Annotated in this window: 25 protein-coding genes and 1 tRNA gene; 15 read left to right on the forward strand and 11 right to left on the reverse strand. The window is 66.2% G+C overall.

The genetic code is table 11. The annotated features are described in order from the left end of the window. A complete protein-coding gene (locus GOARA_RS01990) occupies positions 1 to 2,340 on the reverse strand; it encodes an arylsulfatase (protein WP_007320607.1) in 2,340 nt (779 codons plus the stop codon). A 127-nt stretch (positions 2,341 to 2,467) separates the two neighbouring features. Between GOARA_RS01990 and GOARA_RS01995 the strand changes: the two genes are divergently transcribed. After that, positions 2,468 to 3,478 carry an AraC family transcriptional regulator gene (locus GOARA_RS01995; protein ID WP_040521426.1) on the forward strand — a complete coding sequence of 337 codons (1,011 nt, stop codon included), beginning with the start codon at positions 2,468 to 2,470 and terminating at the stop codon, positions 3,476 to 3,478. Between the two features lie 14 nt (positions 3,479 to 3,492). Here the strand turns inward: GOARA_RS01995 and GOARA_RS02000 are convergent, their stop codons facing one another. Both GOARA_RS02000 and GOARA_RS02005 read right to left on the reverse strand, forming a co-directional pair. Continuing rightward, entirely contained in the window at positions 3,493 to 3,933 is a 441-nt protein-coding gene (locus tag GOARA_RS02000; RefSeq protein ID WP_007320610.1) for a DoxX family protein, read from the reverse strand. A 63-nt stretch (positions 3,934 to 3,996) separates the two neighbouring features. Next, positions 3,997 to 4,434 carry a DoxX family protein gene (locus GOARA_RS02005; RefSeq protein WP_007320611.1) on the reverse strand — a complete coding sequence of 146 codons (438 nt, stop codon included), beginning with the start codon at positions 4,432 to 4,434 and terminating at the stop codon, positions 3,997 to 3,999. A gap of 136 nt (positions 4,435 to 4,570) precedes the next feature. Here GOARA_RS02005 and GOARA_RS02010 point away from each other — a divergent pair, with 136 nt between their 5' ends. Continuing rightward, positions 4,571 to 5,269, forward strand: a complete 699-nt coding sequence (locus tag GOARA_RS02010; protein WP_007320612.1) for a Pr6Pr family membrane protein — start codon at positions 4,571 to 4,573, stop codon at positions 5,267 to 5,269. A gap of 113 nt (positions 5,270 to 5,382) precedes the next feature. Continuing rightward, positions 5,383 to 6,738 (forward strand): M1 family metallopeptidase, encoded by a 1,356-nt coding sequence (locus GOARA_RS02015; protein ID WP_007320613.1) that lies wholly within the window; start codon positions 5,383 to 5,385, stop codon positions 6,736 to 6,738. Here GOARA_RS02015 and GOARA_RS02020 read toward each other — a convergent pair whose 3' ends face one another. The 4 genes from GOARA_RS02020 to GOARA_RS02035 form a co-directional block, all read right to left on the reverse strand. After that, complete coding sequence (locus tag GOARA_RS02020) at positions 6,739 to 7,302, reverse strand: flagellar basal body-associated FliL family protein (protein ID WP_007320614.1); 564 nt, start codon at positions 7,300 to 7,302, stop codon at positions 6,739 to 6,741. It abuts the gene before it with no gap. Further along, positions 7,302 to 7,796, reverse strand: a complete 495-nt coding sequence (locus tag GOARA_RS02025) for a hypothetical protein (RefSeq protein WP_007320615.1) — start codon at positions 7,794 to 7,796, stop codon at positions 7,302 to 7,304. Before GOARA_RS02025 ends, GOARA_RS02020 begins: the two co-directional genes overlap by 1 nt. A 127-nt stretch (positions 7,797 to 7,923) precedes the next feature. Then, positions 7,924 to 9,447, reverse strand: coding sequence for an AMP-binding protein (locus GOARA_RS02030; protein ID WP_007320616.1), 1,524 nt, complete (start codon positions 9,445 to 9,447; stop codon positions 7,924 to 7,926). 71 nt (positions 9,448 to 9,518) lie between these two features. Beyond that, positions 9,519 to 10,826: a lipase family protein gene (locus tag GOARA_RS02035; protein WP_040521427.1), complete on the reverse strand. Its 1,308-nt coding sequence runs from the start codon at positions 10,824 to 10,826 to the stop codon at positions 9,519 to 9,521. 136 nt (positions 10,827 to 10,962) lie between these two features. Here GOARA_RS02035 and GOARA_RS02040 point away from each other — a divergent pair, with 136 nt between their 5' ends. Next, positions 10,963 to 11,631, forward strand: coding sequence for a TetR/AcrR family transcriptional regulator (locus GOARA_RS02040; protein ID WP_007320618.1), 669 nt, complete (start codon positions 10,963 to 10,965; stop codon positions 11,629 to 11,631). 16 nt (positions 11,632 to 11,647) lie between these two features. On the opposite strand, the gene GOARA_RS02045 is transcribed toward GOARA_RS02040, so the two are convergent. After that, positions 11,648 to 12,271, reverse strand: a complete 624-nt coding sequence (locus tag GOARA_RS02045) for a dTDP-4-dehydrorhamnose 3,5-epimerase family protein (protein ID WP_007320619.1) — start codon at positions 12,269 to 12,271, stop codon at positions 11,648 to 11,650. A gap of 23 nt (positions 12,272 to 12,294) precedes the next feature. Continuing rightward, entirely contained in the window at positions 12,295 to 13,167 is an 873-nt protein-coding gene (gene rfbA / locus GOARA_RS02050; protein WP_007320620.1) for a glucose-1-phosphate thymidylyltransferase RfbA, read from the reverse strand. A 65-nt stretch (positions 13,168 to 13,232) separates the two neighbouring features. Between rfbA and rfbB the strand changes: the two genes are divergently transcribed. Both rfbB and GOARA_RS02060 read left to right on the forward strand, forming a co-directional pair. Then, the gene (rfbB, locus tag GOARA_RS02055) at positions 13,233 to 14,237 is read left to right on the forward strand and encodes a dTDP-glucose 4,6-dehydratase (protein ID WP_007320621.1); all 1,005 of its coding nucleotides are present in this window, start codon (positions 13,233 to 13,235) and stop codon (positions 14,235 to 14,237) included. A 115-nt stretch (positions 14,238 to 14,352) separates the two neighbouring features. Next, positions 14,353 to 14,970 (forward strand): AAA family ATPase, encoded by a 618-nt coding sequence (locus GOARA_RS02060; protein ID WP_245548331.1) that lies wholly within the window; start codon positions 14,353 to 14,355, stop codon positions 14,968 to 14,970. Positions 14,971 to 15,028: 58 nt separating this feature from the next. Here the strand turns inward: GOARA_RS02060 and galE are convergent, their stop codons facing one another. Then, positions 15,029 to 16,057, reverse strand: coding sequence for a UDP-glucose 4-epimerase GalE (gene galE / locus GOARA_RS02065; RefSeq protein WP_007320623.1), 1,029 nt, complete (start codon positions 16,055 to 16,057; stop codon positions 15,029 to 15,031). A gap of 187 nt (positions 16,058 to 16,244) precedes the next feature. On the opposite strand from galE, the gene GOARA_RS02070 reads away from it, so the two are divergent. Next, a complete protein-coding gene (locus GOARA_RS02070; protein ID WP_007320624.1) occupies positions 16,245 to 17,129 on the forward strand; it encodes a bile acid:sodium symporter family protein in 885 nt (294 codons plus the stop codon). On the opposite strand, the gene GOARA_RS02075 is transcribed toward GOARA_RS02070, so the two are convergent. Continuing rightward, positions 17,086 to 18,279: an MFS transporter gene (locus GOARA_RS02075; RefSeq protein ID WP_007320625.1), complete on the reverse strand. Its 1,194-nt coding sequence runs from the start codon at positions 18,277 to 18,279 to the stop codon at positions 17,086 to 17,088. The genes GOARA_RS02070 and GOARA_RS02075 overlap by 44 nt on opposite strands. Positions 18,280 to 18,522: 243 nt before the next feature. On the opposite strand from GOARA_RS02075, the gene GOARA_RS02080 reads away from it, so the two are divergent. The 8 genes from GOARA_RS02080 to GOARA_RS02115 all read left to right on the forward strand — a co-directional run bounded on the left by GOARA_RS02080 (position 18,523) and on the right by GOARA_RS02115 (position 25,260). Next, the gene (locus tag GOARA_RS02080) at positions 18,523 to 19,023 is read left to right on the forward strand and encodes a M15 family metallopeptidase (RefSeq protein WP_007320626.1); all 501 of its coding nucleotides are present in this window, start codon (positions 18,523 to 18,525) and stop codon (positions 19,021 to 19,023) included. 288 nt (positions 19,024 to 19,311) lie between these two features. Next, complete coding sequence (locus tag GOARA_RS02085) at positions 19,312 to 20,472, forward strand: NAD(P)-dependent malic enzyme (RefSeq protein ID WP_050947130.1); 1,161 nt, start codon at positions 19,312 to 19,314, stop codon at positions 20,470 to 20,472. Positions 20,473 to 20,566: 94 nt separating this feature from the next. Next, positions 20,567 to 21,403: an esterase/lipase family protein gene (locus GOARA_RS02090; RefSeq protein ID WP_007320628.1), complete on the forward strand. Its 837-nt coding sequence runs from the start codon at positions 20,567 to 20,569 to the stop codon at positions 21,401 to 21,403. Further along, positions 21,400 to 22,152 carry an AAA family ATPase gene (locus GOARA_RS02095; protein ID WP_007320629.1) on the forward strand — a complete coding sequence of 251 codons (753 nt, stop codon included), beginning with the start codon at positions 21,400 to 21,402 and terminating at the stop codon, positions 22,150 to 22,152. Before GOARA_RS02090 ends, GOARA_RS02095 begins: the two co-directional genes overlap by 4 nt. 67 nt (positions 22,153 to 22,219) lie before the next feature. After that, positions 22,220 to 22,295 (forward strand) — tRNA-Thr (locus GOARA_RS02100). Between the two features lie 565 nt (positions 22,296 to 22,860). Next, positions 22,861 to 23,169 (forward strand): hypothetical protein, encoded by a 309-nt coding sequence (locus GOARA_RS18755; RefSeq protein WP_007320630.1) that lies wholly within the window; start codon positions 22,861 to 22,863, stop codon positions 23,167 to 23,169. Between the two features lie 1,090 nt (positions 23,170 to 24,259). Beyond that, a complete protein-coding gene (locus GOARA_RS02110; RefSeq protein ID WP_007320632.1) occupies positions 24,260 to 24,631 on the forward strand; it encodes a hypothetical protein in 372 nt (123 codons plus the stop codon). A 266-nt stretch (positions 24,632 to 24,897) separates the two neighbouring features. Next, complete coding sequence (locus tag GOARA_RS02115) at positions 24,898 to 25,260, forward strand: hypothetical protein (protein ID WP_007320633.1); 363 nt, start codon at positions 24,898 to 24,900, stop codon at positions 25,258 to 25,260. The last annotated feature ends 20 nt before the right edge of the window (positions 25,261 to 25,280 follow it).

The raw sequence follows: 25,280 nt of genomic DNA on the forward strand, positions 1-25,280 counted from the left end.
TCACGTGTAGGCAACGTGTACCCCGCCGATCGTGCCCGTGAAGGGGAACGGTGCACGTTCTCGATAGTCGAGCGAGACCGGCGAACCCAGGCACTGACCGATGTCGAGACAGTCGTTGGCAGTGAACAGCAGTGGCACGCTCACTGGAACCGTCCCCTGGGCGACTGTTTCGCCGTCGACCTCTACGACGATATCGAGCGGCCCAGCCGGCTGTTCGCTCGCAGCGCGCGTGGTAACGGTGATCGTTTCCGCCCCGGCCGGAATGGGCTTGTCCGAGCGGATCTTGGTTCGCTGGATGAGGAAGAGATTGAACTCGTAGGTGAGATACCCCTCGTCGAGGTAACAGGTCAATCCGCCCGCCCCCGATCCGAGCGCATAGAGCACCCCGCTCGCGTCATCGGGCGTGTCAGCTAGCGTGATCGTCACCACGTTGCCGCGCGTGCCCAGCTTGGGCGCGCAGAACTCGGGCATCCGAATCATGTCGCCGGCAAACTCCCACTCCGAGTACGGCGGCGCAATCCGCAGCTCAGGGTGATAGACGGGAACCCACAGCCCGCCGCCAACCGGTAGCACTGAGTTGCGAGCTGCCTCGATCGCGAACATCTCTCGCATCTGCGCCAGTTTCTCCGGCATCTTCTCGGCCAGATCGTGCGCCTGCGACCAATCCTCGTCGAGGTTGTACAACTCCCACTTGTCGTTGTCCGGGGTCCACGTCGCGATCCCGGGTGGAGTACCCGTAAGCCATGGCAGACGCGGACCCACGGCGCTGGCGAGCCAGCCATCGTGGTAAACGCTGCGGCTGCCCATGATCTCGAAGTACTGCGTGCTCTTGCCGCCGGGAGCGTCGCGGTCCACGAGAGTGCGCGCGAAGCTCGCGCCAGCGATATCCATCTGCGGCTCGCCGTTGACAACGTCCGGCGGCTTGATCCCCAGAATCTCGTAGAGAGTCGGTACCACATCATTGCAATGCAGGAACTGGTCGCGCGGTTGCGGATCGGCGGCGACCTTCGTTGGCCACCGGATGGCCATCGGGTTCCGCGTGCCACCAAGGTGGGAAGCCATCAGCTTCATTCCCTTGTACGGCGTGGAACCCGCCCACGCCCACGCCGCGTGGTACTGGTTGTCTACCAGTGGCGAGCCGAGGACGTCGAGGCCGCCCAGTTCGTCGAGCGCGTCGATGTGCTGACGGACGGTCGTCGGAATCCCGTTCTGCGCAAGCAGTTCGGAGATCGTGCCGTTCTGCCCCTCACCGGACGATCCGTTGTCGCCCCAGATGTAGATGAAGATCGTGTTATCGGCATACCCCATGTCCTCGAGTTCATCGACAAGCCGGCCGATCTGCGTGTCGACGTGCTCGCCGTAGCCGGCGGCCACCTCCATGAGGCGGCGCTGGAACGGCTTCTCGTCTTCAGGAATATCGTCCCACGCGGCGAGTTGCGGGTCCCGCTCGGTCAATTCGCAGCTCTGGGGAATCCACCCCTTCTCCTTGGCCTTCGCGAACACGCGCTCGCGATACGCATCCCAGCCGTCGTCGAACTTGCCCGCGTACTTGTCAGCCCATTCCTTCATAACGTGATGCGGACCGTGAATAGCACCGCTGGCCCAATACATGAAGAAGGGCTTGTCGCCGTTGAACGCCTTATGCCGGTGCAGCCAGGAGATCGCGTCATCAGCCAGGTCTTCAGAGAGGTGATATCCCTCCTCGGGTGTTTTCGGTGGCAGGACCACGGTCGTGTTGCGGACGAGGTTGGGCTCGTATTGCGACGCCTCGCCTGCGAGGAACCCGTAGAAGTACTCGAAGCCGAGTCCCGTCGGCCAGTTCTCGAAGGGACCGGCGGCCGTCGTCTCTTCCGCCGGAGTGTTGTGCCATTTTCCGAATGCCGATGTCGCATACCCGTACTGCTTGAGCACCTCGGCGATGGTGGCGCTCGACCTGGGAATCTTCCCCGCATAGCCGTCCCAGTCATTGGCCAGCTCGGCAATCTGACCGTTGCCGATTTCGTGGTGATTCCGGCCCGTAAGCAACGACGCTCGCGTAGGGGAGCACATCGCGGTGGTGTGAAACCTGTTGTAGGTGACCCCCTCGGCACAGATCCGGTCCAACGTGGAGGTCGTCACCTCACCACCGAAGGTCGACGGCAAGCCCGGCCCCGCGTCGTCGACTAGGACCAGCACGATGTTCGGCGCATCCTGGTGGAGCCGCTCGGGTGCAACACGCGGGTTATAGGTGGATTCCTGCAGGGTCCGGCCCGCGACACTTCCCGAGGGAACCGGCGGGAAAGGCAGCACGCCGCCGTCGGGCAGGACGGGGGCCACGAGCCCACCGGTATTCGTCGACATCACTTTGCTCCTCGACTCTCAGATGACATGTCGGTGGACCGAAGCACCCCCGGCTGGATACTGAACATTAGCCGGGCCACGCGCTTCCGTCTTGACAATCGATGACAGGAACTTGACACTTGGCGCCATGCCGTTGATCCGCGGTACCGCCCTGACGGGCTTTCATGAACTCGTCACCGAACTGGGCGGCGATAGCCGGCGATTCACCACCTCGGTACGACTCCCTTTCGATGACGTCGGGCGCCATGATCGGTTCATCTCACTGCCGCGCGGCGCACGCATGCTTGAGAACGCCGCGGCAGCGCTCAACACGCCCGACCTGGGACGTAGGCTGGCGACTCGCCAGGGCATCGAGATCCTCGGACCGGTCGGGCTGGCCGGCCGCAACGCGGCCACCGTCGGTGAAGCATTCGCGATATTCGACAAGTTCATGGCGGCTTACAGCCCCTCGATACGCGCGCATGTCGTCGCTCACGACGATCCCCGATTCCATCGGTTCGAGTTCGAATACCTGCTGGCACCGGCACCGCGGATGCAGGCGCTGGAATTGTCACTCGGCGTCGTACTCAAGCTGCTCCGCTCCTTCCTGGGACGCCGCTACCGCCCCGTCGCGGTGCATATTCCGCATCTCCCGCTCACCCCGGCCGATACGTACGCGACGTACTTCGGATGCCCACCCAAATTCGCCGAGTCGGTGGCCGGGTTCACCCTCCGACCCAGCGATATGCTGAGTCGTCTGCCCGCCGACGCGTTGGCCCATCAAACCGCCGTCGAATACCTCGCGGCAATGGTGACCGAGGATCGGTCGTCCATGCGGAGCACGGTGAGCACCCTCGTCCGGCAGTTGATGCCGTCAGGAGTGATCGGACTGGACGACCTTGCCGGCCACCTCGAACTCCACCCCCGAGCGCTGCAACGGCTCCTCGCTGCCGAAAACACGTCTTTCAGCACGGTCGTCGATGAAGCCCGACGTGAGGCCGCTAGACGCCTGCTCGCGACGACGGATATGGACCTCGGCCACCTGTGCCACGAACTCGGCTACTCCGAACAGAGCGTTCTCACCCGATCTTGCCGACGCTGGTTCGGGATGACTCCAAGTGAGTTTCGCGACGAAACCCGCGGACCCCGTGCCACGTAGCTCGCCCGAGGGAATCAGGCGGCGTCGACCGCGACCGGACGTTCGCCTCGGCGCCGCTCGCGCAGGTAGTGGTCGAGCGAGAGCACGCCGGGCGCGGCAAAGCCGACGGCCAGCACCGCGACGGCAAGCACCAGGTTGAACTCCCAGCCGTTCTGCTGGATCCAGAATCCGTTCTCGTGGTGCCCGTAGTAGCCGGCTCCGACCATCGTGGCCGCGAGAACCACCCCGACGTAGGGCAGCAACACACCCAGGATCAACGCGATCCCACCGAGGATCTCGGCCCATGTCGCGAAATGCGCTGCGACGGTCGGGAACGGAATCCCCAGGTGCTTGTCGAACATCTGCGCCGTCTTGTCCACGCCCTTGATGGACAGCTTCTCCCAGCCGTGCAGGAAGAACACCACGCCGAGCGTGACGCGGAACAGGAGCTGCGTCACCGTGCGCAGGTTGGTCATGGGGTGCCCTCTCTCAACGAGTCTCTTAGGGCACCCTAATGCCTGGGGCGTTGAGCCGCGCGGCTACCCCTCTTCGACGACCACCGTCGAATCGCGCCGGCCCACCCGCCGGAACAGGTAGTGGTCGATGGACACCACCCCGGCGTTGGCGAATCCGACGGCCAGCACGCCGGCGGCCAGTGCGATGACGTACTCGTAGCCCTTGTCGCCGGCCCAGAATCCGTTGTCCCAGTGCGCGAAGTAGGCGGCGCCGAACATGGTCAGGGCGAGCAGGGTCCCGAAGAGCGGCAGGAGAACACCGAGAATCAGCGCGACACCGCCGATGAGCTCCAGCCAGGTGGTGAAGAAGGCGGACAGCTTCGGTGCGGGCACGCCCATCCCGTCGAAACCCTGCGCCGTCGCGTCGAGTCCGTTGGTGAACTTCTGCCAGCCGTGGGCGATGAAGATGACACCCAAGATGATCCGCGCGATCAGCAGCGCGGGGGTCCGCAGGAAAGTCATGACAAGTCCTCTCGTCGGGCCGGATCGTCGTCGGTCTACCGGCTATCAACCAGCGTGCCAGGTAATGTCATCCCGCACGGGCGCGTTCACCCGGATATCACCCCACCGAAGTTCGCTCGACGTCGAGGAGCAGGCCTTGTCAGGAAACCGCGCTCCGGCGATTTGGAACGGCCTCCGCATCGTCATGGCGGCGGTGATTCTCGCCGCGATCGTCGCACAGTTCGTGAAGTCGACCGACTCCGCGGCGGCGCTCGGCCGCGACGTCGGCACGACGGTAGCCAACTTCTTCAGCTTCTTCACGATCCTGTCGAACCTCTCGGCCGCGACCGTGCTCGCCTGGGCGGCGATCTGGTGGTTCACTCGCGGCCGCAACGACTCCCAGCCCCGTTCTCTCGCCGTCGCGCTCGCCTGCGTGACCACGTACATGGCCGTGACCGGCATCGTTTACAACACGCTGCTTCGGAACGTCGAACTCCCCCAGGGCAGTGAAGCGGTCCCCTGGTCCAACGAGGTCCTCCATCTGATCGGCCCGGCGTTCCTGGTCGTCGACCTGGTCGTCGGGCCGCCACGCCGCCGGCTGGGGTGGAAGACCATTCTGCTCGTCATCGGCTTCCCGATCGCGTGGGTCGTCTACACGCTGGTGCGCGGACCGCTGACGACCAATCCGGCGACCGGCGACGACTGGTGGTATCCCTATCCATTCCTCGACCCGCACGGTCCGGGCGGCTATCCCAGCGTCGCGGTGTATGTGCTGGCCATCGCCGTCGTCTTCACGGCCGTCGCCGCGGGGGTCGTGTGGGTGGACCGGCGCCGGGCCGCCGACCTTCCCGGGTAATCCTGCAGCCCGACCGTCTGCCAAACCCGGCCGACGACCGCTTCGCGGGGTAGCCTGGGGCCCGCGGAGCCGACACCTTCGCACTACGCGGACACGCTGAAGGAGCGCGCCACTTGCCCGGGAAATCAGGACGCATTGCGCGCCTATCGCCGGTCCTGGGCAACCCGGCCGACATCATCGACGACTACCTGCCGGACAACGGCAACCTGGGCTACCGGGTGTCGCGCTACGACCTGGCGCTTCAGTACAAGGTCACCGCGAACCGCCTGAGCGGCGTCGCCACCATCACCGCGACTGCCAGCTCCCACCTGAAGCGCCTGCAACTGGATCTGGCGACGTCGATGACCGTCGCGCGCGTCGCCGTCAACGGCGAACGGCTTCGCTACACGCACCGGCGCGGCAAGCTCGCCGTCACGCTGACCACGCCCGTCCCGCCGGGCGGCGCACTGTCCATCGTCGTGCGGTACGCGGGCAATCCGCGGCCGATCCGCGGCCGGTGGGGCGAGGTCGGGTGGGAGGAACTCGATTCCGGATCCCTGTGTGCCAATCAGCCCAACGGCGCACCGTCGTGGTTTCCGTGCGACGACCATCCGATCTCCAAGGCGAGCTACCGCATCGCGATCACCACCGATTCGCCGTTTCACGTCGTCGCCAACGGGGTGCTGGCGGAGAAGCGCACCAAGGCCGCGCAGACGACGTGGGTCTTCGAGCAGGCCGAGCCGATGACCACCTACCTGGCGTCGATCCAGATCGGCCGATACGAGACGGTGAAGCTGGCGACCACACCGGTGCCGGTGGACCTGGTCGCCCCACGGTCGCTACGGCTGGCGGCCAAAGCGCGGTTCGCCCCCCAGGTCGAGATGCTGGCCGTGTTCACCGAGATGTTCGGGCCGTATCCCTTTCCGCGCTACACCGCCGTCGTCACCGAGGATCCGCTCGAGATCCCCTTGGAGGCACAGGGATTCTCGACCTTCGGCGCCAACCACTGCGAGCCGGCCAGCGACGCCGAACGCCTCGTCGCCCACGAATTGGCCCACCAGTGGTTCGGCAATTCGGTCACGTTGTCGCGCTGGCGCGACATCTGGTTGCACGAAGGCTTCGCGTGCTACGCCGAGTGGCTGTGGAGCGAGCGCAGCGGAGGGCGGACGGCCGCCCAATGGGCCGAGCACTACTACGCGAAACTCGCGGCGACGCCGATCTCGCGCCCACTCGCCGACCCCGGCCCGGACCACATGTTCGACGACTGGGTGTACAAGCGCGGAGCCCTGACCCTGCACGCGTTGCGCCTGCGGATCGGCGACGACGCCTTCTTCGCCCTGCTGCGGCATTGGACCGAGAAGCACCGGTACGGCTCGGTCAGCACCGAGGATTTCACGACGCTGGCCGCCGATCACTCGAACGAAGCGCTCACCGACCTGTGGCGCGCGTGGCTGCACGCGCCCGAGTTGCCGCCGTTCCCGCTCGGGTGACTACAGGTACTCGACCTTGCTGACGCAGGCCTTGCCCGCGTTCTCACCGATCGTCACCCGGCTGACCGTCGAGTAGACCTTCGCTTGCTGCTGAGTCCCGGACACGGACTGGTTGCCCATGATTGTCTTGGCGACGATGATGACGTCGGCCGGCGCTTTGTCCTGGAACGCGCCGACGACTTCGGTGCGGCTGCCCGGGACGTACTGCACCCGTTCCAGCCAGCCGGCGTCCTTCGACTTCTGATATTCCTTGGCCGCGGGCGAACCCGGGCACGACATTCCCATCGCCTTGTCGAACCATTTCGTCCGCTCCGCGCCGGGCGGGGCGGCGTAGATCGGCCCGAGGTCCTGAGCGTATTGCCTCGCCGAGGCGACTCTGGCGTCCGCCGCCGATTGCGCGGCCTGCACCGAACTCAGCTGTGCCTGGTGCTGGGCACCGTCGTCCGACGAACAGCCCGAGGTCAACAACGCTGTCGACGCCCCGAGGACCAGCGCGGCGAGCATCGCCGAACGAGCCGTGGCCGACGCCTTCACCCGGAGTGCGGGCTTCCGGTCCGCGGTCATCACACACGCTCCATCTCGTTGACACACTTCTTGCCGGCGTCGGTCCCGAGTTTGACGCGGATCGCGATGGCTTGCGCCTTCTGTTGCGCGGGCGACCCCGGATCGGTGTTGCGGAACACGACGATGACCTGGTTCGGGTTCGCCTCGGAGTAGCCGCCGATGATCTCCGTTCGCTTCTTCGGCGCATAGGCGAAGCTGTCGATCTTGCCCTCGGCCTTGATCTTCTTCAGCCGATTGCCGAGCACCGACCCCGGGCACGCGCGTGCACCGATAGCGTCGAACTCCGACATCCGCGCCGCGCCTCGCACCGTGTTGATGTGCTGGTCGGCCGTCACCGTTTCGACGGCGAACTTCTCGTTCTCCGTCGCCGCCGACTCCTGCGCCTGGACCGAACTCAACTGCGCCTGGTACTGCGCACCGTCGTCCGACGCGCATCCACCGACCGCCAGCGTCACGCCGACCGCCACGCAAACCGTCACCGCGGCTCGCAACATGGGGCACCCTCCTCGCCGATTCCGCGACGACCGGGCGCCATCACGGGTAGGCGAACAGTACGCCCCGATCACGGCCAACTACTTGAAATCTCAAACTTTGACCGTTATGTCCGGTCCCGCAGCGGATTCATCGCCGCCCGGCCATGTCGGACAGCACCGCGGTAGCGATCTTTCCGGTCGCCGTGCGTGGCAACTCGTCGACGAAGTGGACGTCCCTCGGCACCTTGAACCTGGCCAGGCGATCGCGGACGTGGCGACGCACCTCGTCGGCGGTCAGCTCGTCGCGCGAGACGACGAAAGCGGCCAGCCGCTCGCCGAACTCGTCGTCGGGCACGCCGACCACGGCGACCTCCGCGATGGCCGGGTGTTCGTTGAGCAGGTTCTCGACTTCGCCGGGAAACACGTTCTCACCGCCGGAGACGATCATGTCGTCGGCGCGACCGTCGATGAACAGGCGCCCGGCCGCATCCCAGTGCCCGACGTCGCCGGTGCTCATCAAGCCGTCGACAACGTCCTTGTTGCCGCCGCCGGAGTACCCCTGGAACGCGATCGGGTTGCCGACGTGGACGGTGCCCTTGCTGTTCGGCGCGGTCACCGGGTGTCCGTCGTCTCCGTACAGCCGCACCGTGATTCCCACCGGTGGCCGACCGACGGTACCCGGCGCCGCCAACCAGTCGTCCGGCGTCGCGATCGTCGCGGTTCCGGTCTCGGTGCAGCCGTAGAAGTTGTACAGCGTCGGGCCGAATGCCTCGACGGCCCTCGTGCCCAACGCGGGCGGCAGGGCGGCGCCGGCCGAGAAGACGACCCGCAGGCTGTCGGTGCGATGAGCGGCCAGCACGTCGGCGCCGAGGTCGAGAATGCGCCGCAGCATGGTCGGCACGACCACCATCGCGGTGACGCGGTGCTCGTCGACCTGGGTGAGCGCCCGTGCCGCGTCGAATCTGCCGTGCAGCACGTTGGTGCATCCCAGATTGAGCGACAGGATGAACTGCGAGAGCGCCGTGCCGTGGAACAAAGGCGCGCACAGCAGCGTCACGCCGCCCGGGCGCAACGGCACCCGGTCGAGGAACTGCGCCGCCGCGAGCGGCGAACGGACCCGGCGCGGCACGCCTTTCGGGGTGCCGGTCGTTCCGCCGGTCAGGATCACGAACCCGCCCTGTTGGCGCGGCAGCGACGGCGCGGGCTTATCCGCACGATTCGCGGACGGATCGAGGCGCCGCACCGAATCAGGCAGCAGCGAGACGCTCTCGGCAAACTCGTCGTCGGCCACGACGGCGTCTATGCCTTCGCGCCGGGCGACGTCGGCCAGCTGCGCACCCGCGAATCCGGTGTTCATCAGCACCAGCCGACTGCCGAGTTTCGCCGCCGCGATCATCGCCTCGACGAGTCCGAGGTGATCGCGGCACAACACGGCGACCGTCGACCGGTCGGTGACGCCCTCGGCAACCCAGGCGCTCGCGATCGCATCGGTCTTCGCGTGCAGCTCGCGGTAGGTCACTCGGGTTTCGCCGTCGATGACCGCCACGCGGTCCGGGCACCGCCGCGCCGAGAGGCGGACGGCTCCGGCGATCGGCCCGAGCCGGCGCGTACCTCGAGCCGCGTACCAGATCAGATCCGGCCGTCGCAGGTCGATCAGCCCGGAGCGCTGCATCACCGCGACCTGTCGGGCCGTCGTCCCGAGGGAGCCCAGTTTCCGCCGGAGCATCGTTGCCGCCGTCGACATCAGGCACCCGGGAATCCGGGCGGCAACGGTGCCGGGTAGTCCAGCATGAACCGCGGTCCCGGCGAGAGCCCGCGCAGCACCGCGCTCACCCAGGCCTGCGCCGGGAACCAATCGACCGCAGCGTTGACGATGTGCTCGGGCAACGGCGAGGTGATGAAGCGCAGATCAGCCCCCTGCCGCCAGTACTTCTTGGCGGTCGGAACGACCACCGATGCGGGGATCAACTCGTCCCAGATGCCGTGGAACCACAGCAGCGGACTGTCCGGGACATGTTTGTCCAGGCTGATCTCGCGCAGGACCCGCATGACCTCCGGCGTTGTCTCCAGACTCATCCCGGGCTTGAAGTACTCCTTGATGGGCCGCCACATGCCGGTCATCGCCGCGGTGTACACGCATCGGCTCTGCATGTCCGCGACGATCCGCTGCCCGTCCCGCGTCAGCAGCTTCTTCGCGTCGAATACCTCCGGGTAGGACCGGGACAGTCCGGCGAAGCCGAGCCACATCGTGAAGTTGCTGATGCCGGTGACGCCCGGCTGATGCGGGGTCGCATACCTGGCCTGCGCCACCAGATCCGCCGGCATTCCTCCTGCCGCGGTGCCCAATATGCGCACGTCCGGTGCATAAGACTTGCGCAGCGCTGCCGCTCGCATCGAGCCCGATCCGCCGCCGGAATACCCGTAGAGCGCGAACCCGGAGTGGCGCATGCCCAGTGTCCGGTCGTTCTTGAGCGCCCGCAGGCTGTCGAGGACCATGTAGCCCTCGTCCCAGGTGTTGAAGGTGTTGTACTGGCCGTCGAAGTCCGGGACGTTGATGGCGAATCCCTGGGCCAGCCAGTACTGCGCCAGGGCGGCTTCTTTGAAGGTGCCCACCTGGAGGGTGTGCGAGGGGTTGCACGCCGAGTTGGTGGCATCGATCGCCTCCTGGAAGGACACGACGGGACGCGGACTCCCCACCCACGGGATTCCCGGAACGATCACGGTCGTCGCGGTCGCGATCGGCTCCTTGCGGACGTTGTTCGACCGGTACAGCAACTGCTTGGTGAACACCGGGAACGGGATTCCGACGATGCGAGTCTGCACCACGCGCGACCGGATGATCTGGCCGGGACGGTACTTGGCCAGGTTGGTGGGCTCGCGGTACCACCGATCCTGGTCCGGGGTCGGTATCGGGAGCTGCCGGTAGATGTCCGGTTCGCGCGGCAGTTGGGGTAGCTGGTTCTGGTCGTGCGGGAAGGACCGCGGGAACCCGGGGGCACCCCGCGCCGCCCCCGGAGCCGCCGCGACGACCACCACGCACATCGCCAGCATCACGCCGGCGAGTACTCGTAACGCCCCTCGAAACGCCCCCACTGTGACCTCCTTCATAGTTTGCATTCCGAGAAGTACAACACACATCCTTGTTTCCAACAAGAGTTCTTGTTGGAAATGGCGATATGCTCTCGTTGTGACTGCCAACCGTGTCGACCGTGCCCGTGCGCGCGGACGGCGGATCCGAGGACTCGACGCCGCCGAACGTGCCGATCAGCGCCGCGATCTACTTCTCGACGCCGCCCTGGAACTCTTCGCCCGCGACGAATACGCGAACACCGCGATCGAGGCGCTGTGCCAACACGCCTACGTCGGGAACAAGGCCTTCTACGAACACTTCTCGACGAAAGAGGCCTGCTACCTGGAACTGTTGCAGCGCAACACCGGCACCATCATGGCGACGGTCACCGCGGCCTTCGGCGAGGCGTCCGACGACGAGGCGGAAGGGACCGCGGCGATTCTCTCGGCCTTCGCCCACGCCCTCGTCGACGACCCCCGCGTCGCGGCGGTCACCTTCGGCCAGGCCAGCGGTATCTCACCCACGATCGAGCGTCAGCGCCGCGCCAACCGTCGACAGGCCGCTGCGCTCGTGCTCGAGATCTGGCGCAAGTACGGCGGCACCCCGCCCGGCGACGGCGCGGAATCCCTGGCCGTCGCGGTCGTCGGCGGCCTCTTCGACCAGATCAGCGACACCCTCGACCGGACCGACTGCGCTCCGAGCGCCGACGATGTCGCCGAGCTGATCACCGCGATGACCGAGTTCGCCCTGACCGTCCGGGCGGGGATGCGGGAGCGCGCCGAATAGGCGGCGCCCGGCGCGTTCAGTCTCCCGCGGCCCGCGACCGCAGATAGGCGGTCACCGCGTCATGGTCCGGTAGCAGACCGGTCGCAGCCGCCTGCTCCAAAGTCGGTGCCGCCGTGTCCTTCTCGGAGAGCTCGTAGGCCAGCGGCGTACCGTCGCGCGCGGTGGTCGGCCACTCGATGCCCAGCGCGGGGTCGAGCGGATTGACGCCGTGCTCGGCTGCCGGGTCGTACCCGGTCGAACACAGGTAGGCGACGACCGATCCGTCCGCCAGCGCGCAGAACGCGTGTCCCAGGCCCTCGCTCAGATACACCGCGCGCCGATCGACGTCGTCGAGCAGCACGGTGTCGTGGCGACCGAACGTCGGCGAGCCGACGCGGATGTCGACGATCACGTCGAGCACCGCACCCGCGACACAGGTGACGTACTTGGCTTGCCCGGGGGGCACGTCGGCGAAGTGGACGCCGCGCAGGGTTCCGGCCGACGACACCGACACGTTCACCTGAGCGAGATCGAGGTCGTGGCCGAGTAGTTCGGCGAGCAGCGGAGCCTTGAACGCTTCCAGGAACACGCCGCGGCTGTCGCCGTGCTGGACGGGGGTGAACTCCCATGCCCCGCCGATCGCCAGTTCGCGAATCTCCATGCGCTAGAAGCCTTTCCGTTCGATCAATGCGGGCCGCGTTCGAGGAGGTCCAGCAGATAGTCGCCGTAGCCCGACTTCGCCAGCGCCACCGCGCGCTCGCGCAGATCGTCGTCGCCCAGCCATCCCTGGCGCCACGCGATCTCCTCGGGCACCGCGATCTTGAGACCCTGGCGCTGCTCCACGGTGCGCACGAAGTTCCCGGCATCGAGCAGGGAATCGAACGTACCGGTGTCGAGCCACGCCGTGCCGCGCGGCAGCACGGTCACCGACAGCGCGCCGCGATCGAGATAGTGCTGGTTGACGTCGGTGATCTCGTATTCGCCTCGGGCGCTCGGCTGCAGCGCCTTCGCGATTTCGATCACGTCGTTGTCGTAGAAGTAGAGGCCCGGCACGGCGAAGTTCGAGCGCGGTCGGTCCGGCTTCTCCTGGAGGGAGACCGCGCGGCCCTGATCGTCGAATTCCACCACGCCGTACGCCTCCGGATTGGCCACCCAGTAGGCGAAGACCGCGCCGCCGACGATGTCGCGTCGGCTGGCCAACCGGCTGCCGAGGCCGGGGCCGTAGAAGATGTTGTCCCCCAACACCAACGCGACCGAATCGTCACCGATGTGCTGGGCGCCGACGACGAAGGCCTGCGCCAATCCGTCGGGCGACGGCTGGACCGCGTAGGTCAGCGAGATGCCGAAGCGCGACCCGTCGCCCAGCAGGTTCTCGAACGCCGGCCGGTCGTGCGGGGTGGTGATGACGAGGATGTCGGTGATTCCCGCCAGCATCAAGGTCGACAGCGGGTAGTAGATCATCGGCTTGTCGTAGACCGGAACCAGTTGCTTGCTGACGCCCTGCGTGATCGGGTGCAGCCGGGTACCGGTACCTCCGGCCAGGATGATTCCGCGCATCACCCCAGGCTATCGGCCCACTAGACTGTTGAGCGGCAACCCTGCCGAGTCGACGTGGGAGAAGCATGCGGGTATTGGTGACCGGCGGCGCCGGATTCATCGGCGTCAACTTCGTGCTCCGCACCCTCGCCACCCGCGACGACGTCGAGCTCACCGTGCTCGACAAGCTCACCTATGCCGCCGACCCGGCGTCGCTGGAACCGGTCGCCGGGCAGGTGCGCCTGGTCGTCGGGGATATCGCCGACGACGAGCTGGTCGACGATCTGGTCGGGCAGACCGATCTCGTCGTGCACTTCGCGGCCGAGTCGCACAACGACAACTCGCTCAACGACCCGTCGCCGTTCGTCACCACCAATCTGGTCGGTACGTTCACGCTGCTGGAAGCCGTCCGGCGGCACCGGGTCCGGTTCCACCACATCTCCACCGACGAGGTGTACGGCGATCTCGAACTCGACGATCCGTCGCGTTTCACCGAGTCGACCGCCTACAACCCGTCGAGCCCGTACAGCTCGACCAAGGCCGGCTCCGACCTTCTGGTGCGCGCCTGGGTGCGGTCCTTCGACATCGAGGCGACGATCTCCAACTGCTCCAACAACTACGGCCCGTACCAGCACGTCGAGAAGTTCATCCCGCGCCAGATCACCAATGTGCTGACCGGGGTGCGGCCCAGGGTCTACGGCGACGGCAGCAATGTGCGCGACTGGATCCACGTCGACGATCACAACGACGCGGTGTGGGCCATCATCGACCGGGGCCGCATCGGCGAGACCTATCTGATCGGCGCCGACGGCGAGACCGACAACCGGACCGTCGTCGAGACGATTCTGGAACTCCTCGGCCAGCCGCGCGACGATTTCGTCTTCGTCACCGACCGGCCCGGCCACGACCGCCGGTACGCGATCGACTCGACGAAGCTGCGCACCGAACTCGGCTGGCGGCCGCGCTACACCGATTTCGCGAGCGGCATCTCGGCGACGATCGACTGGTACCGCGAGAACGAGTCGTGGTGGCGGACCCGCAAGGCAGGCGTCGAGGCGACTTATGCGAAAACGGAGAAGCCGCTCAGCTGAGCCTGCAAGCCCACGCGCCGCCGATCCGCCGAGTGGGCACCTCACCCCCGCCGAGTGGGCACCTGACCTATGCCGACTGGGCACCCGCCCCGCCGTTGGGTACTACAGACTTTGGGTGTCCGGCACCTTTTTGGGACTCGAGGCCAGTACCTCGACAATCCGCAGGCAATCCGCACATCATGCTAACGAGGTGGAGATGCTACGACCGTCGCGCGCGGTAGTTCTGTCGGGATGCTCCGGAGGTGGCAAATCGACCTTGCTGGAACGTCTGGCCTCTCGCGGCTTTGCCACGGTTGACGAGCCGGGCCGACGAATCGTCCGCCACGAACTCGATAGCGGCGGTCAAGCGTTGCCGTGGCTGGACGCTGCTCGTTTCGCCCAACGCTGTATCGATGTCGCGCGCGCAGATCTAGCCGGTCGCGACGGCAGCCAGTGGACGTTCTTCGATCGCGGCCTCGTCGACGCCGACGCGGCGTTACGCCACTACGCGGGCGCCTCCACGTGCTCGATCGACGAGCTGCAGAGCTACCACCAGCAGGTGTTCCTGACGCCACCCTGGCCAGAGCTTTACGTCGGCGACGAGGAACGGCAACTGGAGTTTGCCGAGGCAGTCGACGAATACTGGCGTCTGCTCAATGCCTACGAGCAGCTCGGCTACACCGTCACCGTCCTACCGAAAGTGGATATCGCCGAGCGGGCCTTCCTCATCCTCAGCGCTCTGGGCTTACCGTGAGCGCCCCGTGGCACCTCACCCCGCCGAGTGGGCACCTGACCCGCGCTGACTGGGCACCTCAACCGACGTCGGCGGACCGATATCCGTTCGGGTTCCGCTGCTGCCAGCGCCAGTAGTCCCTACACGCCCGACCGATGTCGTATTGCGTCCGCCACCGCAGCTTCGCCTCCGCCTGGTCGGGCAGACAGTAAGTGGCCTGCGCGTCGCCGGGACGGCGCGGCGCGTCGACCGCGACGATCTCCTGGCCCGACGCCTCCTCGAATGCCGCGATCAGCTCCAGGACGCTCGACGGACGGCCGGTGCCCAAGTTGTAGAAGTGCATGCCCGGCTCGGCGTGCTCGATGGCCGCGAGGTGGCCACGAGCGAGGTCGACGACGTGGATGTAGTCGCGTAACGCGGTCCCGTCGGGGGTGTCGTAATCCCGCCCGAACACACTCATCTGCGGCAAGATCCCAGCCGCCACGCGTGCGACGATCGGCATGAGGTTGTTGGGAATTCCCTGCGGATCCTCGCCGATGAGACCGCTCTCGTGCGCCCCGATCGGATTGAAGTAGCGCAGGCCGATCAGTTGCTTGTCGGGATCGGTCAGTGCGAAGTCGCGCATGATCTCCTCGCAGATCCGCTTCGACTTGCTGTACGGGTTCGGCAGGTCCAAACCGGTCCGCGATGTCTCCACGAACGGAAGATCCTCTTGGTGGGTGTAGACGGTGCCGGTACCGGAGAACAGGAAGGTTCCGATGCCGTGGTCGCGCATCGCGCCGAGCATCACCAGCGTCGAACCGACGTTGTTGCCGTAGTACTCAAGCGGCATGGTGACCGATTCGCCGATCGCTTTGCGGGCGGCCAGGTGGATGATCGCGTCGAACGGTCCGGTCTCCTCGATACCCGCGCGCACGGCCTCGGCATCGGCGACATCGATCTCCCGAAAGGGCACTTGCGTCCCGGTGATCTCGTTGATGCGCTCGACGGCGACCGGGCTGGAACAGGAGAAATCATCGAAGATCACCGCTTCGTGCCCGGCCGCGACCAGCTCGACCGCGGTGTGGGCACCGATGTATCCGGCCCCGCCGGTGAGAAGAACTCGCATGGGGGCAGTCTACGGATGAGCGCGGAGCACTAAGCTGGCCACAGCTCTCCGGAGGTCGCCCAGGGCCGCTTTTCCCGTTTTCTTGCGACCGGCGCGGGTGAGCACATACTCTCGTCGAATCCGAGACGCTCTCGTACCAGATTTCTGAGCTAGCTCCTGCCGGACCTGCGCAAACACAAGGAAGACGATGGACTCCCCCTTTGTATCGGTCGGGCTGCCGGTGGCGCTCGCGATCATCATGTTCGGTCTTGGGCTGTCACTGACGACCGCTGACTTCGCACGCGTCGCGAAGAACCCGCGCGTCGTCACGATCGCCCTGGCGTGTCAGCTATTGGTCCTGCCCGTTGTGGCATTCGGCCTGGTGTTGCTGTTCGACCTGCCCCCGTTGCTCGCCGTCGGCATGATGTTGCTCGCGGCCTCCCCGGGCGGTACCACCGCCAATCTCTACAGCCATCTGTTTCGGGGCGACGTGGCGCTGAACGTCTCGCTCACCGCCGTCAATTCGGTCATCGCGGTGATCACCCTGCCGCTGATCACCAACTTCGCGATCGGTTGGTTCGACGCCGACGACGGCACCGGCACGGTTGGTCTGCAGTTCGGCAAGGTCGTGCAGGTCTTCGTAATCGTCCTGGCCCCCGTGGCGCTCGGCATGCTGGTGCGCCGCTCCCGGCCCGACTTCGCCGACCGCATGGACAAACCCGTGCGCATCGGATCGGCCTTGCTGCTCGTGCTGGTCGTATTCGGCACCATGTTCGCCGAACGTGCGAACCTGGTCGGCTATCTGCTCGACGTGGGCGCGGTGACCGGGCTGTTCTGCCTCATCAGCCTGTCCGTCGGCTATTTCGTCCCCCGACGCCTCGGCGTCGCCGACCGCCAGGCCATCGCCTGCTCGATGGAGATCGGCATCCACAACAGCACGATCGCCATCACCATCGCGATCAGTGTGCTCGCCAGTACCCAGATTGCCGTCCCCGGCGCGGTCTACGGAATTCTGATGTTCCCGCTGGCCGCCGCCTTCGGCTGGCTGATCACCCGTCGCCGCTCCCGCGACGCCGCCCCCGCCCAGCGCTGAGACCGCCGAGCAGTACCGACACCAGACACACCCCCGTCATCAGGAGTCCGACGAGGAAGAAATCGCGGTAGTCCAGGCCGGGGTAGCGACCGTCGAGCCAGGCCAGCAGCGCCGGCGAGGCGAAGCCGATGTAGGTGAGCGCGTAGAAGACCGCGGTGAGCCCGCCGAGATCGTCGGGCCCGGCGATGCGCTGGACTTCGAGGAGACCTCCGATCATCGCCATCCCGTAGCCGCAGCCGAGGACCGCGGCGGCGACCAGGGCGACCGGGATGGAACGGGTTGCCTCGGCGGCGATCGCCGCCAGCATCCCGGCGGCGAGGACCGCAAGCGCCACGACCATGCCGCGCACGGTTCCCGGACGGTCGATGCGCCGGCCCACCGACTGGATGGCGAACCCGGACGTCAGCCCGATCACGCAGCACGCGGCGGCAAACGCGATCGGCATCGACGTGTGGCCGCGCAACAGGTCGGGGACGATCGCGTAGGCGATCGCACAGGCGCCGAATACCCACGGCGCGACCGGAGCGACGACGAGCAGGAAACGCTTGCTCAGCGCCGACGGGATCCGCATCGCGGCCGCGATCCCCCGCGCCGCACTGTCACCGGCGAACCGGGTCTCCGGCACCTTCCACAGGCTCACCGCCGATGCCGCGGCCAATACGACGGTGATCACGTACGGAAACACCGTCGGCCACGGCCCCCACTGCGCGAGCACGCCGGCCACCGCCGCGCCGACGCCGAACCCGGCGGTCAGGCACATCGTCGCGCGGCGTGCTCCGACGCCGGCCGGGGCACCGGCACCGCGCGTGAGTTCGACGAGCCAGCTGCCTCCGACGGCCATCGCCAGGCCGAGCGCGGCGCCGCTGAGTAGTCGACCGATGCTGAGCAACACGACCGAGTCGGCGCCCATCGCGAGGGCGACCGAACCCAGCCCGGCCAGGATCGGTGCCGGCAGCATCAGCGGCCGACGGCCCCAGCGGTCAGACGCCGGTCCGCCGATCATCAGGGCGGGGACGATGCCGAAGACATAGACGAAGAGCAGGGCATCGACGATGACGTTGCTCAGTCCCTCCTGCTTGTACATGACCAGCAAGGGGGTGAACTGGTTGCCGCCCCACGCGCTGACGAACAGAGCGCCTCCGACCGGCATCCACGCGGACGCGCCGAGGGCGGCCCGTTGGGCTGGTGGTGTCGTCGCTGTCGTCACAACGGGTCATCGTATCGAGCACTCGGCGTGGGAGAGAATCGTCGTGAGCGCCGTCACCCCACCGCCGAGTGGGCACCTCACCTACGCCGAGTGGGCACCTCACCTATGCCGAGTGGGCACCTCACCTACGCCGACTGGGCACCTCACCTATGCCGAGTGGGCACCCGGGGCCTAGATTGGATTTCCATGCGCACCCCGGGCCGGACTCCCCGTCGGACATCGACGATGCTGGCCGCATTCGCCGCCGTACTCGCCGTCGTGCTCGCCACCCCCGCGGTCTTCGCCGCGACGGCAAGCGCCGCACCGTCGTCGACGGCCGGACTCACCCCGCAACTGGCCACGGCCTACCGGCTGGCCAAAGCCCAGGCGAACCGTGAGGGCGTACCGCTGTGGATCACCTCCGGCAAGCGTTCGTGGGCGGAACAGAACCGATTGTGGCGCGAAGGGATACGCACCCACGGCAGTCCGGCGGCGGCACGGCGGTGGGTGCTGCCGCCAGCCGAGTCGTCCCACGTAATTGGGCGAGCGATCGACGTCGGCCCCCTGCGCGGAGCGCGCTGGCTGGCGCGGACGGGCAATCGGTGGGGACTGTGCCGGACGTACGCCAACGAATGGTGGCATTTCGAGGTCGCGACCTTCCCCGGTACCCCGTGCCCGCCGATGCGCCCGAGCGCCGCACACCGTTGACCTGCACCGAGTGAGGTTCACCGGCCCGAGCCCGGTTTGCCGACCGGGCCGCCGGGCTGGCAGACTTTACTCACTTGCCTGACACTGCCGGCGCACCATCCGGCCGTCGCAGACGAGGCATTGGTGCCAGCAGCTCACCCGCCGCGCCGGCCACCGGACCAGACGCACCCATCGTCGTGTGCGCGGCCCTGACGCGCGGGCACCATCACTCCCTTGCCCGACGCCACTCCCGCTTCAACGCATAGATGCTCGGTAAGGAGAACCGTGACCAGCACGGACAAAGGCTCGATGACCACCCCGATCACCGACGAGGAGATCTTCCTCTCCCACGTCGGAGGCAAACTGTCCACGGAGCTCCAGTCCCCGTTGGAAACCCAGCGCGACCTCTCGATCGCGTACACGCCCGGCGTGGCTCAGGTGTCTCGCGCGATTGCGGCCCAGCCGGAACTCGTCGACCGGTACACGTGGACCAATCGGCTGGTCGCCGTGGTGTCCGACGGGTCTGCGGTACTGGGCCTCGGCGACATCGGCCCACGCGCTTCGCTGCCGGTGATGGAGGGCAAGTCTGCGCTCTTCCGCAGTTTCGCCGGCCTCAACTCCATCCCGATCGTGCTGGACACCAAGGACCCCGACGAGATCGTCGAGACGCTGATCCGGCTGCGCCCGACGTTCGGGGCGGTGAACCTCGAGGATATCTCCGCGCCGCGCTGCTTCGAGATCGAGCGCCGCGTGATCGAGGCCCTCGACTGCCCGGTCATGCACGACGACCAGCACGGGACGGCCATCGTCGTGCTGGCAGCGCTCAAGGGAGCGGCGAAGGTCCTCGACCGCGAGCTTGCCGGCCTCAAGGTCGTCATCTCCGGAGCCGGGGCCGCCGGTGTCGCCTGCGCCAACATCCTGCTGGCCTGCGGGGTCGCCGACGTGGTGGTCCTCGATTCGAAGGGCATCGTTTCGCCGGATCGCTCTAACCTCAACGAGTTCAAGGCCGAGCTGGCCGAGCGCACCAACCCTCGGCGACTGACCGGCGGCGCCACCGAGGCCCTTGCCGGCGCCGATGTCTTCCTCGGTGTGTCGGCCGGAACCATCGCCGAAGACCTCATCGCGTCCATGAACGACGATGCGATCGTGTTCGCCCTGTCGAACCCGGACCCCGAGATCCACCCCGACGTCGCGCGCAAGCACGCCGCGGTCGTGGCCACCGGCCGCAGCGACTTCCCGAATCAGATCAACAACGTGCTGGCCTTCCCCGGTGTCTTCGCGGGCGCCCTCGACGCGGGTGCGCGACGGATCACCGAAAACATGAAGATCGCGGCGGCCGAGGCGATCCTGTCCGTCGCCGCCGACGACTTGCGACCGGACTACATCGTGCCGAGCCCGCTCGACGCACGAGTGGCGCCGGCGGTCACCGCGGCCGTTGCCGACGCGGCACGCGCCGACGGCGTCGCCTGAGACCCAAATCCCGACTCGTTTGGCAGAACCCGACGCAATCGCGTCGGGTTCTGCAAAACGGTGCGGGCGGAGCACATCGCGGCATAATCGCCGTATGCGCACAGTGACCATCTCCGCTGCTATCGCGGCATCGGTATTCGCTTCGTCGCTCCTCGCCGTCGACGCCGCCGCAGCGCCCTTTCCGGTTGACACCAACGTCCCCGGCGCGATCGCCGGCGGATATTTCGCGCCAGCGCAGACGTCGCCGGCGGGTTCGAATCGATGGAATTGCCGAAAGCCCGACCGCGACCCGGTGATCCTCCTGCACGGGACGGCGATGAACCAGGCCGCCAGTTTCGGCTACCTCGCACCGGTTCTCGCCAACGCTGGGTTCTGCGTGTTCAGCCTGACCTACGGCCAGACGAGTTGGAGCGGCCCCGTCGGCGGTTTGGCGAAGCGCGAACTCTCGGCACGTCAGGTGGCGCCGTTCGTCGATCACGTGCTGGCGGCAACCGGAGCGTCGAAAGTCGACCTGGTCGGCCATTCGCAGGGGGGAGCGATCGCCCAGCTCGTCTCGCAGGCCCGGACGTCGAAAGTCGACTCGATCATCGGGATAGCCGCGTCGAGCAGAGGATTCAGTCGCGTCGGCGCCATCCAGGACCGGCTGCCGGCGCGCGCACCGGGTCAGAACTATTGGGGGCCAAGGCATTCGACGATCCGATACACGAACATCGCGACGAGGTTCGACGCGATCTCGACACCGTACCGCGTCACGCTGATGCCACCCGGTCCCAACATCGACAACACGGTGGTCCAAGACGTGTGCCCCGCTTCGCGCGTCGGCCATGTGGGTCTGGCGTTTTCGCCGACGGTGGGTGCGCTGGTGCGCAACGCGCTCGACCCCGCGCATCGGGTCCGCGTGCCGTGCGGTGGTCCCGAGTTCACGCAGTGAGCTTCGACATCGAGCCTGCGCGTTTCATCAAGCGCATATCGGTCGGCGGTGGCTTTCCGAGTGATCGGTACCCCTTCGACCTTCCCGTCGTCGAATTCCTCGCCGAGTCCGGCGGGCTGACGCTGCCCGCGGGCGCGACCTTCTTCGTCGGCGAGAACGGCAGCGGCAAGTCGACGTTGATCGAAGCGATCGCGGTCACGGCCGGAATGAATGCCGAGGGCGGCAGTGAGAACTACCGATTCGCCACCCGCGCAACCGAATCCGATCTCGCCGACCACCTGTTCCTCACGTGGGGAACGTCGAAACCGCGCAGTCGGTTCTTCCTCCGGGCCGAGTCGTTCTACAACGTGGCCACCGCGACCGAGGAACTCGGCCCCGACCAGCTCGCGGTGTTCGGCGGCGTGTCGCCGCACGAACGTTCGCACGGCGAGTCCTTCGTCGACCTGATCCGGTCGCGCTTCTTCCCCGGCGGACTGTACGTAATGGACGAGCCCGAGGCGGCGCTATCTCCGCAGGGGTGCCTCACCGTCATCGCCCTGATGGCCGATCTCATCGCCGACGGGAGCCAGTTCGTCGTCGCCACGCACTCGCCGATGCTGCTGGCGCTTCCCGGCGCGACGATCTACGCCATCGACGACGACGGTGAGATCGTCCAGGTCGACTACGACGATGCGCCGTCGGTCCGCCTCACCCGCGATTTCCTGGGCAAACCCGACCGCTACCTGCGGCACCTGCTCGCTCCCGACTGACAAGCGAAGTGGTTTTGGCCTGCCTCGGGTTTGCCGATACACTCGTTCTCGCTGCCCAGCGCAGCACGCCGCCTTAGCTCAGTCGGTAGAGCAATTCACTCGTAATGAATAGGTCAGGAGTTCGATTCTCCTAGGCGGCTCCACCAGTGCGAACGTCGATTCGCTGCTCGCTCGAAGGGCTCCCACCCACCCCTTGCCCTCCCGAAACGAATCCGCTGGTAACGCGGATATCGTTGCGTCCGGTCGAACATAGCGACGACGAGACCGCCCCGATCCTCACCGCGAGGTCGGGGGCGGTTCGTTGCGGTGTGGTCGATATCGGCGAGGAACCGGACCCTGGTCGACCATGGCCGCCCTCGGCGAGCAGGTCGACGCTGGCCGGATCAGCCTGGATCAGGTGCGGAGCCGCCGGCATCGGCACGACTGCGTTGTGCAGGATCCTGCATAGTTCCTCGCGATGCTCTGCAAGGTAGTCGATCCACTGGTTCACAGTATCGAACGAGTAGGCGTCCTCCCGGCATTACTGCGAATGCACGACGACACCGACGCGACCTGTCCTGGCCTGTGATAACGGCGCCTACGCGGGATCCCGATCCCCGAGTGTGCTGCACTATCTGCAACTCTGTGTGATACTAAAATTCGAATTGTCCATCACCAAGGTGGCGATGTAGGGGAAATAGGCCCAACTGCCTCGGCAGGGAGGATCCGATGAGCAACACCGATACCGCCGTACTCGACATCGTGCCCGCCGATGACGACGAAACCACCGCCAGCGACCGCCCACCCGTCGACCCGGCCGAAAGCCCGGGCGTCCCTGTCGGCACCCTCATCGTGTGGATCCTCGGCTGCGCCGTGCTCGTGGTCGCCGCCGTCTGCTTGCCACGCCTATCGGAGTGGGCCGACCGCTACGGCAGCATCCCCGTCTTCCTCGGCTTCTTTCTGGTCATGTCGCTGGCCGGACGCTGGTTCTGGGCCGGCACCGACGCCATCATCGCCGCCATCCGAGGCAAAGCATGACCGCCACCGGCATGACCGAACCAGACAGCACCGCTCCCGTGGGCATCAGCCAACCCCCATCCACCACCATCGTGCCTCGTCGCCGGTGGCGATGGATCGCCGGACTGGCCGCTGTTGTCCTGACCGTCGGTACCGGTCTGGGCGTCGTCCTCGCCGTTGTCTCCGGTGGTTCGGGCACCGCCCACGCCGATGCCCTGTGTGATCAGATGCGCCGCGAACACGGACCGTATTGGCCATGCATCAACGTCCCCACCTACACCCCGCAACCCACACAGAACACGCCGCCGCCCACCGGCTCTACGCCGGGCGCACCCGGCAACGGCCCGAATGCCGGCGGTTCACCGGGCCCGGGACCCGGCACGGGCAACGGGACCCCGATCATCCCGGTCCCCGGCTACCGGGCCCCCGGCTTGCCCGGGCAACGTCCTCCCGCGCCGCCGCAGCAAACTGGGCAGCGACCGGCACCGCCCAACACCGGACAACCCGCACCACCGGCACAGACTGGCCGACCCGCACCACGGACGCCGGCCGTACCGGGCCCCAAAGTGCAGCAACCTGCTCGGCCGGCACCAGTTACAGTCCCAGGTCCAGCACTTGCGCCGATACCGGGCCCAGCCAGCACGGACTCGATCCCGACCGCAGTCTGGCTGCTAGTCGGAGCAGCAGCTCTCACTGCTGCACCCGCACGTCACTCAGTGTCGAGATTCGGCTTCCTGAAGAAGCTATGGAATCGTCGAAAGAAGGACAAGGACAAGAAGGACGACAAACCCAAGAACGACAGTAAGCCTGCCCCCAAGCCTATACATCCAGATTCGTCGCGAATTCGAGAAATCGAGAATTCTCTACCACGAAGTAGAGCTAGGATTCGCGAGGTAAAGAATGAGGATGAACTGCGGGCCGTGTATGAACGAATGTCGCACGGTAGCAAACCAGCCCAAGCCCCCGGTACTTACAATGGAACCTTACGAGAGTTTCCAGACGGCACAAAGGTAGGCTGGAGGAACAGCAACAAATCGGGATCAACGATCGACATATGGTACGCAGATACCGGCAAATGGGTCCGCATACACACAGCCAAGTGAGGGTGAAAATGAGCGCCATTGAAGACCGCTTGTTCAACATAGCGATGTATTATGGGATCGGCGACTCAGTACCGATATATAGCATGTACGGCGCCGTGAAGGAAGTTACCGGGTCAACCGACCACGCTGGATCACTTCTAATTCCCATTTATGAAAAGTTAGTCACAGACAAGCTTGCGGAAGTCGGTGTTCCTGGCGACGACGGGTTTATAGCCTGGCCTTCGCAGGAGAATGAAGCTCTTGACACGGTCCGAGCCTTCTTGCATGAGCACCCGAACGACCCGAACGATCAGGGGTTTTCAATATGGTTTGAACTCACCGACCACGGAGAATCAGTCGCCAAAGCTATGCCTGCCCCCTTCCCTGATGACGAGAACTAGTTGACAAACAGAACCTCAATAAGATCAAGAGCGGTCGGCCATCTTCCTACTAAACAGGAAATATAACGGCAATTGATAGGTTGACAACTACGGGCAATGCCGAACTGCTCGGCCGTTGGGGAAGCAGATACCAAGACGCCGCCCTGTTCTCTCTCTCTCTCTCTCGGCCCGCTAGGTCGATCCGCTCGCAAGGCCGGGGATGCGCCGGCACCAGAGGAGCCATCGTGAGTGCATCGAGACGCGGGTTGAGTCGCCGGCACCAGGTCATGAGTTTCCTGTTCGGCGTCACCGTCGGCAGCTTGATTGGATACTGGACTGGCCTAACGTTTAGCGGCCTCGTCATCGGTCTGATGGCAGCTGCGGCATACGTCCAGGCTCGGACACGACCCGACGATCCCGAACTATCGTTCTGGCATGCCAACACGCAATGGAAAACACCGTTCCGGGTGCTCGTGAACGTGTTGGCGGTCGCGGCACTCGTGGCGGCGTTCATCGCCACACGTGACCACAGCGACCTCGTCCAGAACTCGACGCTCGGGTTCATCCTCGTCTCCTATTGGGCCCTCATCTACGCGTGGTGGCGCCTCGACGTACAGAAGCGGGCGCCCGAACATCCTGTTGGCTCTTAGTCATGTCGCCAGGCGTATTC

The sequence above is a fragment of the Gordonia araii NBRC 100433 genome, from assembly GCF_000241265.1.
Lineage (GTDB): Bacteria > Actinomycetota > Actinomycetes > Mycobacteriales > Mycobacteriaceae > Gordonia > Gordonia araii.